The following is a 15,570-nucleotide window of genomic DNA, read 5'->3' on the forward strand; positions in this document are numbered from 1 at the left end:
ATCTAGTATTTAGAGTGGAAGACGGGTATAATCGCTCGTTTTTCAGTAGATGGAATTAAAGGGAGCGTCAAAATGGCTCGTATTGCCGGCGTAAACATACCAGTAAACAAACACGTTGTTATTGGATTGACTTCGATCTACGGGATTGGTTCAACTTCAGCAAAAGCAATTTGTGTTGCTGTGAAAATTGATCCAAGCACGAAAGTTCGATTACTGACTGAAGACCAGTTAGAAGCACTTCGTTCAGAAGTATTAAATTTCACGATCGAAGGTGATCTTCGTCGTAAAGTATCTATGGACATTAAACGTTTAATGGACATGGGTTGCTACCGAGGAATTCGTCACCGTCGTAGCCTACCTCTTCGTGGGCAACGTACTAAGACTAATGCACGCACTCGTAAGGGTCCAGTTAGACCTATTAAGAGATAATGCGTAATTGCGAGATAAGATATGGCAAAACCAAATTCGCGTGTTAAAAAGAAAGTAAAACAAGTTGTTACCGATGCAATTGCACACGTGCATGCAAGCTTTAACAACACAATTGTGACAATTACAGACCGTCAAGGTAATGCATTGTGCTGGGCAACATCAGGTGGTAGTGGTTTTCGCGGATCACGTAAAAGTACCCCTTTTGCAGCACAAGTAGCAGCCGAGAAAGCTGGAATGGTAGCGCATGACTATGGTGTAAAAAACATGGAAGTTTTAGTAAAAGGTCCAGGCCCAGGCCGTGACTCAGCTGTCCGTGGTTTACACAGTGCTGGTTTCAAAATTACGTCAATTGCTGATGTAACTCCGATTCCACACAATGGTTGCCGTCCACCTAAGAAACGTCGCGTTTAATATTTGAGGTAAACATGGCTAGATATATTGGTCCAAAATGTAAACTTGCACGTCGTGAAGGTACTGATCTGTTTTTGAAGAGTGGTGTGCGTAGCATCGATTCAAAATGCAAGATTGATCAGTTACCTGGTCAACACGGTGCGGGTCGTAAGAAAGTTACTGAATACGGTTTACAGTTGCGTGAAAAGCAAAAAGTTCGTCGTATTTATGGTGTTCTTGAAAAGAAATTTCGTTTGTACTATCAAGAAGCTGATCGTCGTAAAGGTTCAACTGGTGTTAACTTGTTGCAAATCTTGGAAAGTCGTTTAGATAACGTAGTATATCGTATGGGTTTTGCTGCAACGCGCTCTGAAGCACGTCAGCTTGTTTCTCATAAATCAATTTTAGTAAATGGCAAATCGGTAAACATTCCTTCTTATGAAGTTAATGCTGGTGACACTGTTTCTATTAGAGAAAAGTCTCGTAACCAAAACCGTATCGCTTCTGCATTAGAATTAAATGCACAATCTGGTACAGTTTCTTGGATTGACGTGAATAAAACTGCATTTGAAGGAACGTTTAAATCTGTTCCAGATCGTTCAGATTTATCTGCTGATATTTCAGAAAACCTAATTGTTGAGCTTTACTCTAAGTAAACTTTGAAACGGAGATAACTTCTAATGCAAGAGATGTTGGAACAGTTGTTAACACCTCGCTTGGTTGATATTCAAAGATTGTCTGCTTTTCATAGTCGTGTGACTTTAGAACCACTTGAACGTGGTTTTGGTCATACTTTAGGGAATGCATTACGCAGAATCTTACTATCATCTATGCCTGGTGCAGCTATTGTAGAGGCCCAAATTGATGGTGTTTTACATGAGTACTCTTCTATTGAAGGTGTAAGAGAAGATGTTTTAGAAATTCTCTTAAATTTAAAAGAAGTTTCTGTAAAGCTACACACTAGAGACAGTGCTGAATTGTCCCTTAATATTAAAGGTCCTGCTGTTGTTTGTGCTTCTGATATTCAGTTAACCCATGATGTTGAAATTGCAAATCCGGATCATATTATTGCGCATGTTTCTGAAGGTGCCGTACTAAATATGACGATTCGTGTCGAAACCGGTATGGGTTATCGCGCTGCAGTACAGTCTGATTCTGATTCAGGTCATATTGGTGTATTGCGTTTAGATGCAAGTTTTAGTCCTGTTCATACTGTAAGTTATGAAGTCCAAAATGCTCGTGTTGAGCAGCGTACGGATTTAGATAAACTTATTTTGGATGTGGTAACTGATGGAACTTTAGATCCTGAAGATGCAATTAAACAAGCAGCAACGGTTCTTCATTATCAGTTAAATGCATTTGTTGATTTGAAACACAAAGAAGTTGTTACACAGGAAGAGGAAGAGAGTGAGTTTGATCCTATTTTCCTACAGCCTGTTGACGATTTAGAATTAACAGTACGTTCAGCAAACTGTCTAAAAGCAGAGCAAATTTATTATATTGGTGATTTAGTGCAACGAGCTGAGCCTCATTTGCTAAAAACACCAAACCTAGGTAAAAAATCTTTGCAAGAAATTAAAGATGTTCTTGCTCAAAGAGGTTTAAGCTTAGGGACTAAGTTAGAAAACTGGCCACCAGCAAGTTTGGTAAGTAAAGAGTCAGCTTAATATAAGGAAGCTATCATGCGTCATGGTAAATCAGGTCGTAAGTTAAATAGAAACAGCTCACACCGTAAGGCAATGTTTAAAAACATGTCTGCTTCACTTATCGAGCACGAAGTAATTCGTACTACGGTTGCAAAGGCTAAAGAACTTCGTGGAGTTGCTGAGCCTTTAATTACACTAGCCAAAGAAGATAGTGTACATAACCGTCGTACTGCATTTGCCCGTTTAGGTAATAAAGCAGCAGTTGGTAAATTGTTTCAAGAGTTAGGTCCTCGTTACCAAACTCGTCCAGGTGGATACATTCGCATTTTGAAGTGTGGATCTCGTCCTGGTGATAATGCGCCCATGGCCATTGTTGAGTTAGTTGACCGTCCAGTAGGAAGTTCAGCTGCCGCCGCTGAGTAATCAGTGTTTAAAAAGCCGGTCTTGACCGGCTTTTTTATGTCTTAATTTTTAGTTTTTTTATGTCTATAATTGTTGATACTCATTGTCATCTTGATGTGTTTCCCTCCCCAGTTTTTCATCAGCAATCTGCTGAGTTTTTGTCTATTCATCTCTCACCAATTTTTTTAACAATGGGTGTTTCTCGTTCTAACTGGTTAACAATTTTGCAATTGTCTAACAAATATCCTAATGTTTATGCATCTTTAGGCATTCACCCTTGGTATGTTAACGACGAATCACTGGTTGATTTATTAGAGTTACGCCATTTATTATCACAATATTCAGTGTGTGCTCTAGGTGAGATTGGCTTGGATTTTTCGGGAGATTATCGGTCAAGTCGAGTTTTGCAGATGGATGTGTTTTCTGAGCAATTAAAGTTAGCAGAGTATTTTAATAAACCCATTTCTGTGCATTGTAACAAGGCTCATAATGAAATGCTTGGGTTGCTTGGTACATACCGTGTTTGTGGTGTTATGCATGGTTTGGGAGCGAGCGTGCCTTTAGCGCAGCGCTACATTGAACTGGGTTTTAAAATTGGACTAAATGCTGTTTTAATGCGCGCTAATGCGGTGCGCTATCATCAGTTAGTTAGGCATTTTGGATTAGACTGCTTTGTACTAGAGTCGGATGCTCCAAATGTTCGTTTACCTGGTTGTGATACGAGTCATTTAACCGATATATTTCAGGTAGCCCTTAAAGTAGCAGAGTTAAAAAACAGGTCAGTTCAAGCGGTTTTACAGCAAACAACGGCGAATGCACGTTGTATTTTTGATTTTATAAAGTAGGGTTTATTAAATGCTTGATCCATTATTTGAACGCAGTGTTCTAGTTTTTAGTGAAGCAGGCCTGGTTAGATTACAAAACTCTCATATTTTGGTGGCAGGCGTGGGTGGTGTAGGTGGTTTTGTGGTAGAAGCTTTGGCGCGTGCTGGCGTGGGTCGGTTAACCATTGTTGATCATGATTCGGTTTCGGCGTCGAATAAAAATCGCCAAATCATCGCATTAAACTCAACGCTGGGTATGAATAAGGCTCAGGTTATGGCACAACGCATCGCTGACATTAATCCGGACTGCCAGGTGACTGTAAACACCTCTTTTTTGCGCCCTGAAGACATGGAGCCTTTGCTGAGCACGGGTTATGATTTTATGGTGGATGCGATTGACAGTTTAAATTGCAAGGTTGCATTGGTTGCGACTGCTGTGAAACTCAACCAGCCCATTGTTTCGAGTATGGGGGCAGGTCGACGTGTTGACCCCTCTAAAATTCACTTGCTGGACATCTCTAAAACACACGGATGTGCTCTTGCTCGCAATGTACGCCAGCGGTTAAAAAAACAGGGTATTGAAAAAGGCGTTATGACGGTGTTTTCAAGTGAATTGCCCCAGGCACCTGGCCCTATGGAGGCTATTGAAGGTGCTCGTGGCCGTGTGGTAAATGGTACGGCCAGTTACATGCCTGGTTTATTTGGTCTTATGTTGGCCGGTCATATTATTAAAACACTTACGAGTGACGCTACAGCCACTCAGGCAAAGGTCAAATTAGTTAAACAGTAATGGATAGATTCCACCTTGATTAACTAATTTATTGGCGTTTTCAATAACACCTGTATTTTGTAAAGTTTGAATTTTTCTTGAAATGACCGGTTGGCTTTGCTCAAACGCCATGCCTGAGGTCAGCTCGGGGTCGTATAAGATGGTTAAAAAAACATAATCCAGTCCGGTGAGCAGATCAAGTCGGCTGGCGTCATTGGCGACACTTGGTGTGACCCAGTCGGAATCGTTGGGTAAACCCATCATTTGGGTGGACTCTTCCACCACGCAGGCCGTGAGCAATCCACGGCTAAAGGCGTGGTCCACAGGGATAATAATGTCACCGCTAACGATGTTGTGCTGATTGTCTAGGTGCAAGGTGCCCATACAATTGCTTTCTCGACTTAGGTTTTTAACGCTGTCGTTGTTGACTTGTTTAATAACGCTGGCGTATTGCGCGTCTTTAAGCAGATGAATGGTTAGGTTAGCGTTGCCTTCTGTTGGGGCAATGGCGTGCCCGGTGATGCTGGCTAAATGTTTAAAGTGTTCATTAAACAAGGTTTCAACCATGGGATTGTTTGGAAGCTCGTGGTATTTAAAGCGGTATAAGATAGGTATTTGCCATTTTAAAATGCGTTTTTCGGTGGTCTTGTATTCATTTTTTAGGGCGATTTCGTTAAACGCTTTTTGAATATAGCGCGGATTTTGCCAGTCGTTGTGCATGCTGAATGCACTGTTACTGTAAAACGTTAAAAAGGTTATGACCAGGCCTGGTAAGACTGCAAATAAGATGGATTTCACTTTAATTACCTTTTAGGAGTTTGACCAGGCCTGGTTAGATTGATTATTTAAGCAATTTTTTAAGATAGTGCCCGGTAAACGACTCTGGGTGGTTAGCAATTAACTCTGGTGAGCCGGCGGCCAAAATTTGGCCTCCACCCGAACCGCCTTCTGGACCTAAATCAATGACCCAATCGGCGGTTTTAATTACGTCTAAATTGTGTTCAATAATCACAATCGTGTTGCCTTGATCGCGCAAATGCCTAATGACTTTAAGCAACAGCTCAATGTCGTGAAAATGCAATCCAGTCGTGGGTTCGTCCAAAATGTACAGGGTATTGCCGGTGTCGCGTTTGGACAATTCTTTGGCCAGCTTAACGCGTTGCGCTTCGCCGCCCGATAAGGTAGTCGCACTTTGCCCCAATTTAATGTACCCCAAACCTACCTCAAGCAACATTTGCAGTTTGCGGGCAATCATCGGAATCGCATCAAAAAAGGCGCGCGCGTCTTCTACGGTCATCTCTAGGATTTGGTGAATGTTTTTGCCCTTGTACTGCACCTGCAACGTTTCTCGATTGTAGCGTGCGCCATGGCACACGTCGCACGGCACATAGACATCGGGTAAAAAATGCATTTCAACTTTCAGTACGCCATCGCCCTGACACGCTTCACAACGCCCGCCTTTAACGTTAAAACTAAAACGCCCCGGGGTGTACCCTCGCGTGCGTGATTCGGGCGTGGCCGAGAGCAGTTCGCGGATAGGGGTAAACAGCCCAGTATAGGTGGCCGGGTTAGAGCGTGGGGTGCGACCGATGGCACTTTGGTCAATGTTGACCGATTTATCAAATAAATCCATGCCCAATACGGCTTCGTGTGGCGCGGGTTCGTGCAGTGCGCCGTTGAGCATGTTGGCGGCTAATTTTGACAGTGTGCCGTTAATCAGCGTGGATTTTCCTGAGCCGGATACACCCGTTACACAGGTAAGCAGGCCAGCGGGAATGTGTAAATCGACCTTTTGCAAGTTGTGGCCACTCGCGCCTTTAATGGTGAGCCATTTGTCTTTTTGTGGCTGCAAGCGTTCGCTGGGAACCTCTATTTTTCGTGTACCGTTTAAAAACTGTCCGGTGAGTGAATTGGGGTTGTCCATGACCTGTTGTGGTGTGCCTTGCGCCATAATGCGCCCACCATGAATGCCCGCGCCAGGACCAATGTCCAGCACATAGTCGGCGGCGCGAATGGCGTCTTCATCGTGCTCGACCACAATGACCGTATTGCCTAAATCGCGCAGGTGCATCAAGGTGTCCAATAAGCGGTCGTTGTCGCGTTGATGTAACCCAATGGAAGGTTCATCCAGTACATACATCACCCCTACCAGGCCTGCGCCAATTTGGCTGGCCAAGCGAATGCGCTGGCCTTCGCCGCCCGACAGCGTGTCGGCACTGCGGTTTAAGGTTAAGTAGTTTAGGCCAACGTTGACTAAAAAGGTTAGGCGATCGTGCACTTCTTTGGTGATTTTGCTGGCGATTTGGCCTTTAGCACCTTCTAAAGTTAGGGTGCTAAACAGGGTGTGCAAGTCACCCACCGGCAAGCTGGTGAGTTGTGGCAAGCTGTGGTTGGCGATAAACACATGGCGCGCCACCTCGTTTAAACGCGTGCCACCGCAACTGCTGCACGGTTTGGTGATGCGGTATTTGTCGAGCTCATCGCGCACGGTTTTACTCTCGGTTTCGGCAAAACGGCGCTCCATATTAGGCAGCACGCCTTCAAAACGCCGCGTGTCGCTGTATTTGCCGTGTGGCAGTGCAATTTTGTCTTTGCCCGAGCCAAATAAAATGATGTGCTGATGCGCGGTCGATAGGCTTTGCCACGGCGCTTCAATGTCAAAACCATAATGGTCGGCTAAGGCTTTAAGCAAATCGTAATAATATTTATGGCGACGATCCCAGCCTCTAATCGCGCCGCCGGCCAGACTTAGCTCTGGGTGGGTGATTACGCGTTCGGGATCAAAACTTTCTTTTACGCCCAAACCATCGCAGGTGGGACACGCGCCGTGCGGGTTGTTAAACGAAAAAATACGCGGTTCGAGCTCGGGCACGCTGTAACCGCAGTGCGGACACGAAAATTTTTCTGAGAACATCAACGCAAAATCGTCTTCTTCGTCCATGGGCAATACTTGAGCGATTCCGCCCGCCAAACGCAATGCGGTTTCAAACGATTCCGCCAAACGCTGTTTTAAGTCCTCGCGAACTTTAAAGCGATCAATCACCACTTCGATGTCGTGTTTTTTGTTTTTATCCAATACCAGCGTGCCGTCTAGGTCGTGCACCACGCCGTCCACACGGGCGCGAATATAACCTTGTGCTTGCAGTTCGTCTAATAATTGGTGGTGCTCGCCTTTTTTACCGCGGATGATGGGGGCAATCAGCAGACATTTGGTGCCTTCGGGCAGGCTTAATGTGTGGTCAACCATTTGACTGACGGTTTGCGCCTCTAGGTCACAGCCGTGCGTAGGACAACGTGGCGTGCCGGCGCGGGCAAACAACAGACGCATATAGTCGTAAATTTCGGTGACGGTTCCCACGGTAGAACGCGGATTGTGCGAAGTGGATTTTTGTTCAATTGAAATGGCCGGTGACAAACCTTCGATGTGATCGACATCGGGTTTTTCCATAATGGATAAAAATTGGCGCGCATAAGCCGACAGAGATTCAACATAACGGCGTTGGCCTTCGGCGTAAATGGTGTCAAACGCCAGTGAGGATTTTCCCGAACCCGACAGGCCGGTAATCACAATCAGCTTGTCGCGGGGCAAGGTAACGTCGATGTTCTTTAGGTTATGAGTGCGCGCCCCACGAATAATAATCTCTTCTAACATGCTGAACCGTCTACTGAATGGAATAAAAACCGCATTATACCAATATTACAACCATTAAAGGCGTTGCCGGACGTTTGAGCTCGACCGAATCAGTCAAGCAGAAGAATCGTACCGGACACTTGCACACCCAGCGTGCTTTTGCCCGACTCTAGCGCGGGCTGTGCGGCGCTTGCAAGGCTCATTTCGGCGCGTGCAAATCTGGGTTGAGGCATAAGTCCGTCGTTTAATGTGTTGATCTGACTGTGCAAAATGCGCAGGCTTTGCGCGCCAAAGCTTTGGCGAATGAGTTCGGCTTGCTGTTTAAAACGGCTAATCGCCTGGGTGGTAAATTGCTCAAGCAGCGACTCTGTGCGAGCTTTTGAAACGGTAAACTGCATGGACTGATAAGTGACGTGCGGTTGCAGTTCGCTTAACACTTTGACCAGGCCTGGTTGATTGTCTAATTCAATGGTTAACGTTTGCTGGCCGTTCCAGTGACTGATAAGATTGTTTTTAGCGTAGGCTGGGTGAATCGAGTAATTGGACGTTTGTGCGGTAATGTCTGGGTAGCTTTTTAAAATGTGCAACGCACGCTGCATCGCCGGATTAATGCTGTCGGCGACGGCCTGCGCGCTATCGCCTTGCGCCACGCGATGAAACTGCACGCTTAAACGGTCGTTATCAACCGACTCGCTGTGGGTCACGGTAAAATCGACTTTGTGGCCAAGCGGCTCGTTGGCTTGAGCCATTGGTGTATGAAGGAGTGTGGCGATTATAAAAAGGCCAGCAAGCCCTAAGCGCGCGCGAAGCGGCCAGAGATTAAAAAGGACGTTAGGTAAAAATCGAGTTGAGAATCGGTGTAATAAAACTGTGTGCGTCATGTTTAAAACTCCTTTAAGTCGTGTTGTAAGCCGGTGATAACCATCAGACACTTAATTATAGCCCTCACAAAAATAATTCAAATTGATAATGCTATAATCTCTGGTTTAAATTTAAGTGCGTATTTGGCTAAATCCATTGTTATTGGCAAATGGGTTTGGCTTTTGAACCAAAAGGACCTGTTCATGTCTATCCCACAACCCAACGCTATGAGCCCGCTTGAGCGTCGCGCGACGTTTTCGATAGCCGGCATTTTTTCAACGCGAATGCTGGGTCTGTTTATGATTTTTCCGGTGTTTGCGCTGTTTGCCGAAGAAGAATTTAGCAATATTACCGGTCTGCAGATTGGTTTGGCTATGGGGATTTATGGCTTAACCCAAGCCTTTTTGCAGATTCCGTATGGCATGTTGTCCGATAAATACGGTCGCAAACCGTTAATCATCGTTGGGATGTTTGTGTTTATGCTGGGCTCGATTATTTGCGCTTTAGCCAGCTCGATTGAAATGATGATTATTGGCCGTGCTATTCAAGGAATGGGCGCGGTTGCGGCGGTGTTAATGGCCTCGGTGGGCGATTTGGTGACCGAGCAATTTAGATTGCGCGCCATGTCGATTGTGGGGTTGACCATCGGTTTGTCGTTTACGCTGTCGCTGATGGCCGGCCCCATCTTGGCCTCGTGGTTTGGCGTGCGCGGGATTTTTTGGGCGATCGCTTTGTTGGCCGTGATTGGTATGGTCGTCACCTGGTTGGGTGTGCCACAAATAAAAAACCAAGTGTTTCAACGTGAAGCGCAAACCGACGTGGGTCAATTTAAAGAAATTTTGCAAAACAAACAATTATTACGTTTGGACATGGGCGTGTTTATTTTGCACGCCATTCTTACGGCCATGTTTGTGGTGGTGCCGCTAACGTTACGTGATTCGGCCGGTTTAGTGGTGATGGACCATTGGCATGTGTATTTGCCGGTCATGCTGCTGTCGTTTGCGCTGATGGTGCCGTTTATTATTCAGGCCGAAAGCCGTGGCCGTATGAAGCCTGTGTTTGTCGGTGCGGTGCTTACTTTAGCCTTATCGCAGTTGGGCTTTTTGTTTTTTGGGCAAAGTTTTTGGTCACTGTTTGCGTTACTGCTTATCTTCTTTACGGCGTTTAATTTGCTTGAAGCCTCACTGCCGTCGTTGGTGGTTAAGCTGTCGCCCGCCGATAAAAAAGGCACGGCCAGTGGTGTTTATTCCACCAGCCAGTTTTTAGGCGCGGCGGTAGGCGGTGTTTTGGGAGGCTATTTTTATCAGCATTACGGTTATAATGGTGTCTTTGCATTTACCGCACTGATTGGCTTTATGTGGTTTGTAGCCGCTATGAGCATGCAAAAACCCTTGCCATTAAGCATCGCTTCGGTCGCCATTGGCGTGGTGCAGCCAGAAGACGTCGCGTTATTAGAACAAAAAATGTTGGCGTTTGACGGTGTGTACGAAGCGGTAATTCGCGCAGATGAACAGCGCGCCTATTTTAAAGTAGACAGACAAATTATTAATGAAGCGGGTTTGATTCAATACATTGAACAAAGTCGATAAAGTCCCATTACCGGTTTTATAAACGAGAGAGAGAACACGATGCGTGGAGTTAACAAAGTAATTTTAGTCGGCACCTTGGGTGCTGATCCAGAAGTAAAATACGCCGCCAACGGCAACGCCATTGCCAATTTAAGCGTGGCCACCAGCGAAGAGTGGAACGATAAAGCCACGGGTCAAAAACAGCAAAAAACCGAATGGCATCGCATCAGCATTTTTGGCAAGTTGGCCGAGATTGCTGGGCAATACCTTAAAAAAGGTTCGCAAGTCTATTTAGAAGGTAAATTGCAAACCCGCAAATGGCAAGATCAAAGTGGCCAAGACCGTTACACCACCGAAGTGGTGTTAAGCGGTTACGAGGGTGTTATGCAAATGCTCGGTGGCAATACCGGTGGTCGTCAAAGTGATACGGCGTTTGATCAATCTGGTTTTAACCAAGCACCACCGGCCAGACAAGCCGCGCCCATGGGCAATCCAAACGCCGGAAATCAGGGGATGCAACCGCACTATCAGCAACCCATGCAGCAAGCTCCTATGGGCAATCCAATGAACAATCAAATGGGTCACGCCGGGCAAGGTTTTGGGGGGCAGCCTGCGCAATCGGCACCACAACCACAGCGCGCACCAGCGTACGCGCCAAATGATTTTGACGATGACGATGTGCCATTCTGACGTATACTTGATGGTGTGTTGTTAAATTTCCAAAGCCTGCAAATTGCAGGCTTTGCCGTTTTTAGGATGTTCATGTGCAAGGTCTTAAAATAAACTTCAAAACAAATTATTGGGTTTGACCAGGCCTGGTCGAATGAGTATTTTCCAATACAGTGCGATTAATAATGCAAAGCCGGCCATCCAGCTAAATTGACTGAGTTGAATCCATAATAGGGTTTGCTTGGCAAACAACAGCGGAAAAATCACGCGCAATACCGCCGCCAAGGTCAGTGCGATAAACACCCATTTAAGCTCCAGTGTAAGACCCAGCACACTAAGACTTGGTGGCTGCAAAATAGAACGTTGTGTGTGTCCAAGGCTTATTCTGGCCAGCATCGCTGAGCACAAAAGCCCAACCCCGCCGGCAGCTAAGGCGTGAATGGCTAGGCTGGTGCTCAGCCAATTTAAATGGGCAAAGCCTAATAATATAAGACCTAAGGTGATAAACCCATAAGCCAAATGCAGCGGCCATAATAAAATTTGTGTCCAAATTTTATGCTGGTACCAGCGCACGCCCCGATAGGCAAACAACGCGCTCACGCCCCACGCCAACAGGCTCGTAACCAGAAGGTTGGGCCAAATAATCACCGCCAACATAAGCGCTAAAAAACCCAGCATGGCGGCGTTATCCAGCCAGTTCTGCGGTTTAAGGGGTGCTAATTGCAACGATTTTTCGGTAAAAAACGGTATCATCCGCGCCATCATCGTGAGGTTAATGGCTAAAATGACAAACAGCCCGGCGGTTAGAATGTTGGCCAGCGTGCTTAAATTCGTGCTTGAAGGCGACATAATCAGCCCATAAAATAGCGCGTTAAGCGTCAGTAATGCGGCAAACAAACCGACCAGGCCTGCTTGTGTCCACAGGCGTTTTTTAATAATAGGCCAGGCAAACAAGGCCAGTAAACCCGCGTTAAAGCCTAAATCAAACAGTGCAATCCAGCCGATGGGCAAATTTATTAAATAGCCTAAACGTGCTAAACCCCATAGCGTAAAAATAACCGCCAGCGGCAGGCCTCGCGCCGAGTTCATGCCACTCCAATTAAGAACGGCGGTTAATAAAAAGCCCGTCACAATAGCAAGAGCATAACCAAAAATCATCTCATGAGCGTGCCAGTCAACCGAGCTTAAACCGGAAAACGCTAGGCTGGGATGGGTAAACTGCCAAGTCCACATAAACATAGCGACCAGCGCAAACACCGCACCGCCTAAAAAGAAAGGTCTAAAAGCACGTTCAAAGACGGTGTGAAACATGGTTTTTCCTTAAAAAATTAGAACTATAAAAGATGCATCTTATTTGAATCTTTAGTATTCTGTCAAATCTAGTCTTTAAACGCCGCGTAGGAGGCCGTTATGCAACTGACCAAACAGACCGATTTTGCTTTTAGAGTCTTAATTTATTTAGGCACCGCGCCCGAGTCGTGGGCGACCATTCAAACCATTGCCAGTGATTTTTCTATTTCAAAGAGTCATCTAATGAAAGTGGTGCAAAAACTTGTACAGCACGGTTACGTGAGTGCTTTGCGCGGGAAGCATGGCGGCATTAAGTTGGCGCAAGCTCCGAGTCCATTACCTTGCGTGCTGTTATAGAGCGCATGGAAACCACGCTAGACCCGATAAATTGTTTTGAGCCACCCTGCGTGTTAGGCCAAGGCTGTGCGTTAAAGCGTTTTTTATGGCAGGCCAATGGGCACTTTTTAACGTATTTAGAACAGGTGACCTTGGCCGATATTTTGCCAAGTATGCGACCGGTTGAATTTTCACTTAACCGATTAACGACGGAGCGTGTGCTATGAAATTTTTCAACGATACCCAGCGCGCGGTTGTGCTTCGTTTTTATTAAAACGCCGTGATTAGTTTGACATGACCTTGTTCATTTTAGGGTGTTTTTAGCCATGAGTATGCTTATTGGCTCAATCTATGCAAGCACAGCGCGCATTATATTCAGGCGCAACAGTGTTACAAAATTGACCAGGCCTGCTACCGTGCAAGCAAGGTCGCATAAGATTTTAATAATTTAAAGGAACTTTTAACATGATCAAATATTGGCGTATTGGGGTTTCTTTGTTGGGGGTAGGCTTATTGGCTGTGTTGTTTTACACTCAAATTTTTTTGCCCAAATCTACTTACCAAACAACCCAACCTATTCAACAAGATTTTGACGTGTGGGTGTCGGGCATCGGCAACTTAGATGCCCAATTTATTTATCCGCTGGGCTTTCCGGTTACAGGGCGATTATTAGGGGTGTATGCCGACCAAGGGAGTCGGGTTAGCCCTAATCAGTTATTGGCGCAATTGGACGATAACGAACTCAATGCCACGTTCAATGAAGCGAAAGCCATCCTAGCCAAAACCAAGTTGGAAACTCAATTTACCCAGCAAGAACTTAAAGTGTCTCAAGAACAGTTCGATTTTAACGAACTCACCTTTGAACGTTACAGACAAATGTTAGTCAAAAGCAATGTCTCTAAAGAGCAATTTGACCAGGCACGCAGTCAAATGTTGCAATCTAAAGTTGCCCTAGAAATGGCCAAAACCCATTTGGAGTTGACCCAACTCGAAAGCCAGCGCGTGCAAAAAAGCCTAGAAGTCATTCAAGCCAAGTTAGCGTTATTAAAAATGGTTAGTCCGGTTGATGGTATTGTTATAGAACGCCTGGCCGAGGCTGGGCAAACCGTAGGGGCGGCCCAGACGGTTCTTAATATTTTAGACCCCCAATCTTTGTGGGTAAAAACCTATATTGATGAACGCATCAGCGGCACTTTGGCGGTAGGTCAGATGGCCAAAATTGTTTTGCGTTCTTTGCCCAATCAAGTGCTTAGCGGACAAGTAAAGCGAGTAGATTTTCAAAGTGACCCGGTCACCCTAGAGCGTGTGGTGTATATTGGGTTTGACCAACCTTTAAAACAGGCGTTTTTAAAAGAACAAGCCAAGGTGCAAATTCTTACCCACACGCTGCCAAAAGTGGCTACTTTACCCAACACCACCTTAAGTTACTACCAAGGAACACAAGGCATTTGGTGGGTGCAACGCAACAAAGCACAATTTTCTGCCATCGAGTTTTTAGCCGCCAATGATCATCAATTTGCTTTTAATGCCCAGCTGCCCGCTGATGCGCAAGTTATAAAACCTGATAAAAGTAAAAAGCCACTGTATAACGGCGCCAATGTTTACCATGATTAATCTCGCCTACAAAGACATTCAACACACGCTAAGCAAATTTTTGGTCACGGCGATGGGCGTAGGCATGTTGTTGGGCATTGTGCTCATTATGATTGGGGTTTATCGTGGCATGGTGGAAGATGCACGCATTTTACTCAACGACATTCACGCCGATTTATGGATTGTGCAGCAAGACACGCTGGGGCCATTTGCCGAATCTTCAAGGCTGTATCGTGATCTTGAGGACTCTTTAAAAGCGCTAGAAGGCATCGATAAAACGGCGGCACTCACGTTTCAAAACCTGCAAGTTTTTGACAGCCAACAAAAAGCCGTTCGAGTTCTAGCGGTTGGCTATGACCCGATGGGCGACTATCCCATCATCAATCCTAGCCGCTTAATAGAAGGCCGTTCACTGCACGCGCAACATTATGAAATGGTAGTGACTGATACAACAGGTTTAAAGTTGGGTGAAAAAATAGCCATCGGTCGAGAAATTTATAGCGTGGTGGGCTTGACGCAAGGAACCGTGTCTTCCAGTGGCGACCCTATTATTTATGTGAGCTTAAAAGATGCGCAACAAATGCAATTTTCATATTCCAACCCCCAAATCCGCGCCGATAGAGCACGCGGTGTTCAGGACAAAACGCCACAATTGGTCAATACGATTGTTGCCAGTTTAAAGCCTGGTTATTTACCGGATGCGGTCATTCATTTTATACAAGGTTGGAAATACCTCACCGTTTACAGCCACGAACAACAAAGCCTAATCTTAAGCCGCAATGTGATCGAACGCTCTTCTAAACAAATAGGACTCTTTACCTTAATATTAGTGGTGGTGAGTGGCATTATCATCGGTCTGATTATCTATACCATGACCTTGGAAAAAATGAAAGAAATTGCCATTATGAAACTCATCGGCATTCCTAACTATCAAATTATTAAGATGATTATGCAAGAAACCCTTATTTTAGGCACACTCGCTTTTGCTTTTGGCAATCTGTTTGCCTATTTGATTCACGGCAATTTCCCCAAAAAAGTCCTGTTACTTTGGCCAGATGCATTTATGTTGTTGAGCGTGATTTTAACCGCGTCTTTATTAGCCTCTTTGGTTGGCGTGTATAAAGTAGTCAAAGCCGATCCTTCAACGGCTATTGGTGGTTAA

At 45.4% G+C, this 15,570-nt stretch carries 15 protein-coding genes and 1 pseudogene; 12 read left to right on the forward strand and 4 right to left on the reverse strand.

The genetic code is table 11. From position 1 onward, the window contains the following. The first annotated feature begins 72 nt into the window (after positions 1 to 72). The 7 genes from rpsM to EP181_RS01635 are packed head-to-tail and all read left to right on the forward strand — an operon-like array spanning position 73 to position 4,481. Entirely contained in the window at positions 73 to 429 is a 357-nt protein-coding gene (rpsM, locus tag EP181_RS01605) for a 30S ribosomal protein S13 (RefSeq protein ID WP_127470105.1), read from the forward strand. Between the two features lie 21 nt (positions 430 to 450). Continuing rightward, positions 451 to 840 carry a 30S ribosomal protein S11 gene (gene rpsK / locus EP181_RS01610; protein WP_127470106.1) on the forward strand — a complete coding sequence of 130 codons (390 nt, stop codon included), beginning with the start codon at positions 451 to 453 and terminating at the stop codon, positions 838 to 840. A gap of 14 nt (positions 841 to 854) precedes the next feature. Further along, positions 855 to 1,475, forward strand: a complete 621-nt coding sequence (gene rpsD / locus EP181_RS01615; protein ID WP_127470107.1) for a 30S ribosomal protein S4 — start codon at positions 855 to 857, stop codon at positions 1,473 to 1,475. A gap of 24 nt (positions 1,476 to 1,499) precedes the next feature. After that, entirely contained in the window at positions 1,500 to 2,486 is a 987-nt protein-coding gene (locus EP181_RS01620) for a DNA-directed RNA polymerase subunit alpha (protein WP_127470108.1), read from the forward strand. A 15-nt stretch (positions 2,487 to 2,501) separates the two neighbouring features. Beyond that, a complete protein-coding gene (gene rplQ / locus EP181_RS01625) occupies positions 2,502 to 2,888 on the forward strand; it encodes a 50S ribosomal protein L17 (RefSeq protein WP_127470109.1) in 387 nt (128 codons plus the stop codon). Between the two features lie 59 nt (positions 2,889 to 2,947). Further along, the gene (locus tag EP181_RS01630) at positions 2,948 to 3,712 is read left to right on the forward strand and encodes a TatD family hydrolase (RefSeq protein WP_127470110.1); all 765 of its coding nucleotides are present in this window, start codon (positions 2,948 to 2,950) and stop codon (positions 3,710 to 3,712) included. Between the two features lie 10 nt (positions 3,713 to 3,722). After that, positions 3,723 to 4,481 carry a tRNA threonylcarbamoyladenosine dehydratase gene (locus EP181_RS01635; protein ID WP_127470111.1) on the forward strand — a complete coding sequence of 253 codons (759 nt, stop codon included), beginning with the start codon at positions 3,723 to 3,725 and terminating at the stop codon, positions 4,479 to 4,481. On the opposite strand, the gene EP181_RS01640 is transcribed toward EP181_RS01635, so the two are convergent. The 3 genes from EP181_RS01640 to EP181_RS01650 all read right to left on the reverse strand — a co-directional run bounded on the left by EP181_RS01640 (position 4,467) and on the right by EP181_RS01650 (position 8,972). Then, positions 4,467 to 5,258, reverse strand: a complete 792-nt coding sequence (locus EP181_RS01640) for a DUF2927 domain-containing protein (protein WP_127470112.1) — start codon at positions 5,256 to 5,258, stop codon at positions 4,467 to 4,469. The genes EP181_RS01635 and EP181_RS01640 overlap by 15 nt on opposite strands. A 43-nt stretch (positions 5,259 to 5,301) precedes the next feature. Next, positions 5,302 to 8,112 carry an excinuclease ABC subunit UvrA gene (gene uvrA, locus EP181_RS01645; protein WP_127470113.1) on the reverse strand — a complete coding sequence of 937 codons (2,811 nt, stop codon included), beginning with the start codon at positions 8,110 to 8,112 and terminating at the stop codon, positions 5,302 to 5,304. An 89-nt stretch (positions 8,113 to 8,201) separates the two neighbouring features. Beyond that, positions 8,202 to 8,972, reverse strand: coding sequence for an SIMPL domain-containing protein (locus EP181_RS01650; RefSeq protein WP_127470114.1), 771 nt, complete (start codon positions 8,970 to 8,972; stop codon positions 8,202 to 8,204). 183 nt (positions 8,973 to 9,155) lie between these two features. Here EP181_RS01650 and EP181_RS01655 point away from each other — a divergent pair, with 183 nt between their 5' ends. Both EP181_RS01655 and ssb read left to right on the forward strand, forming a co-directional pair. Next, positions 9,156 to 10,541: an MFS transporter gene (locus EP181_RS01655; protein ID WP_127470115.1), complete on the forward strand. Its 1,386-nt coding sequence runs from the start codon at positions 9,156 to 9,158 to the stop codon at positions 10,539 to 10,541. Between the two features lie 39 nt (positions 10,542 to 10,580). Then, positions 10,581 to 11,210, forward strand: coding sequence for a single-stranded DNA-binding protein (ssb, locus tag EP181_RS01660; protein ID WP_127470116.1), 630 nt, complete (start codon positions 10,581 to 10,583; stop codon positions 11,208 to 11,210). A 96-nt stretch (positions 11,211 to 11,306) separates the two neighbouring features. On the opposite strand, the gene EP181_RS01665 is transcribed toward ssb, so the two are convergent. After that, on the reverse strand, positions 11,307 to 12,500 hold the full coding sequence (locus EP181_RS01665) for an NnrS family protein (RefSeq protein ID WP_127470117.1): 1,194 nt from the start codon (positions 12,498 to 12,500) through the stop codon (positions 11,307 to 11,309). A gap of 99 nt (positions 12,501 to 12,599) precedes the next feature. Here EP181_RS01665 and EP181_RS01670 point away from each other — a divergent pair. The 3 genes and pseudogenes from EP181_RS01670 (at position 12,600) to EP181_RS01680 (ending at position 15,570) form a co-directional block, all read left to right on the forward strand. After that, positions 12,600 to 13,042: pseudogene (locus EP181_RS01670) on the forward strand (RrF2 family transcriptional regulator). Between the two features lie 238 nt (positions 13,043 to 13,280). Next, positions 13,281 to 14,429 (forward strand): efflux RND transporter periplasmic adaptor subunit, encoded by a 1,149-nt coding sequence (locus EP181_RS01675; protein ID WP_127470118.1) that lies wholly within the window; start codon positions 13,281 to 13,283, stop codon positions 14,427 to 14,429. After that, positions 14,422 to 15,570 carry an ABC transporter permease gene (locus EP181_RS01680; protein ID WP_127470119.1) on the forward strand — a complete coding sequence of 383 codons (1,149 nt, stop codon included), beginning with the start codon at positions 14,422 to 14,424 and terminating at the stop codon, positions 15,568 to 15,570. The genes EP181_RS01675 and EP181_RS01680 overlap by 8 nt, the downstream gene beginning before the upstream one ends.

Source organism: Thiomicrorhabdus aquaedulcis, assembly GCF_004001325.1.
GTDB lineage: Bacteria > Pseudomonadota > Gammaproteobacteria > Thiomicrospirales > Thiomicrospiraceae > Thiomicrorhabdus > Thiomicrorhabdus aquaedulcis.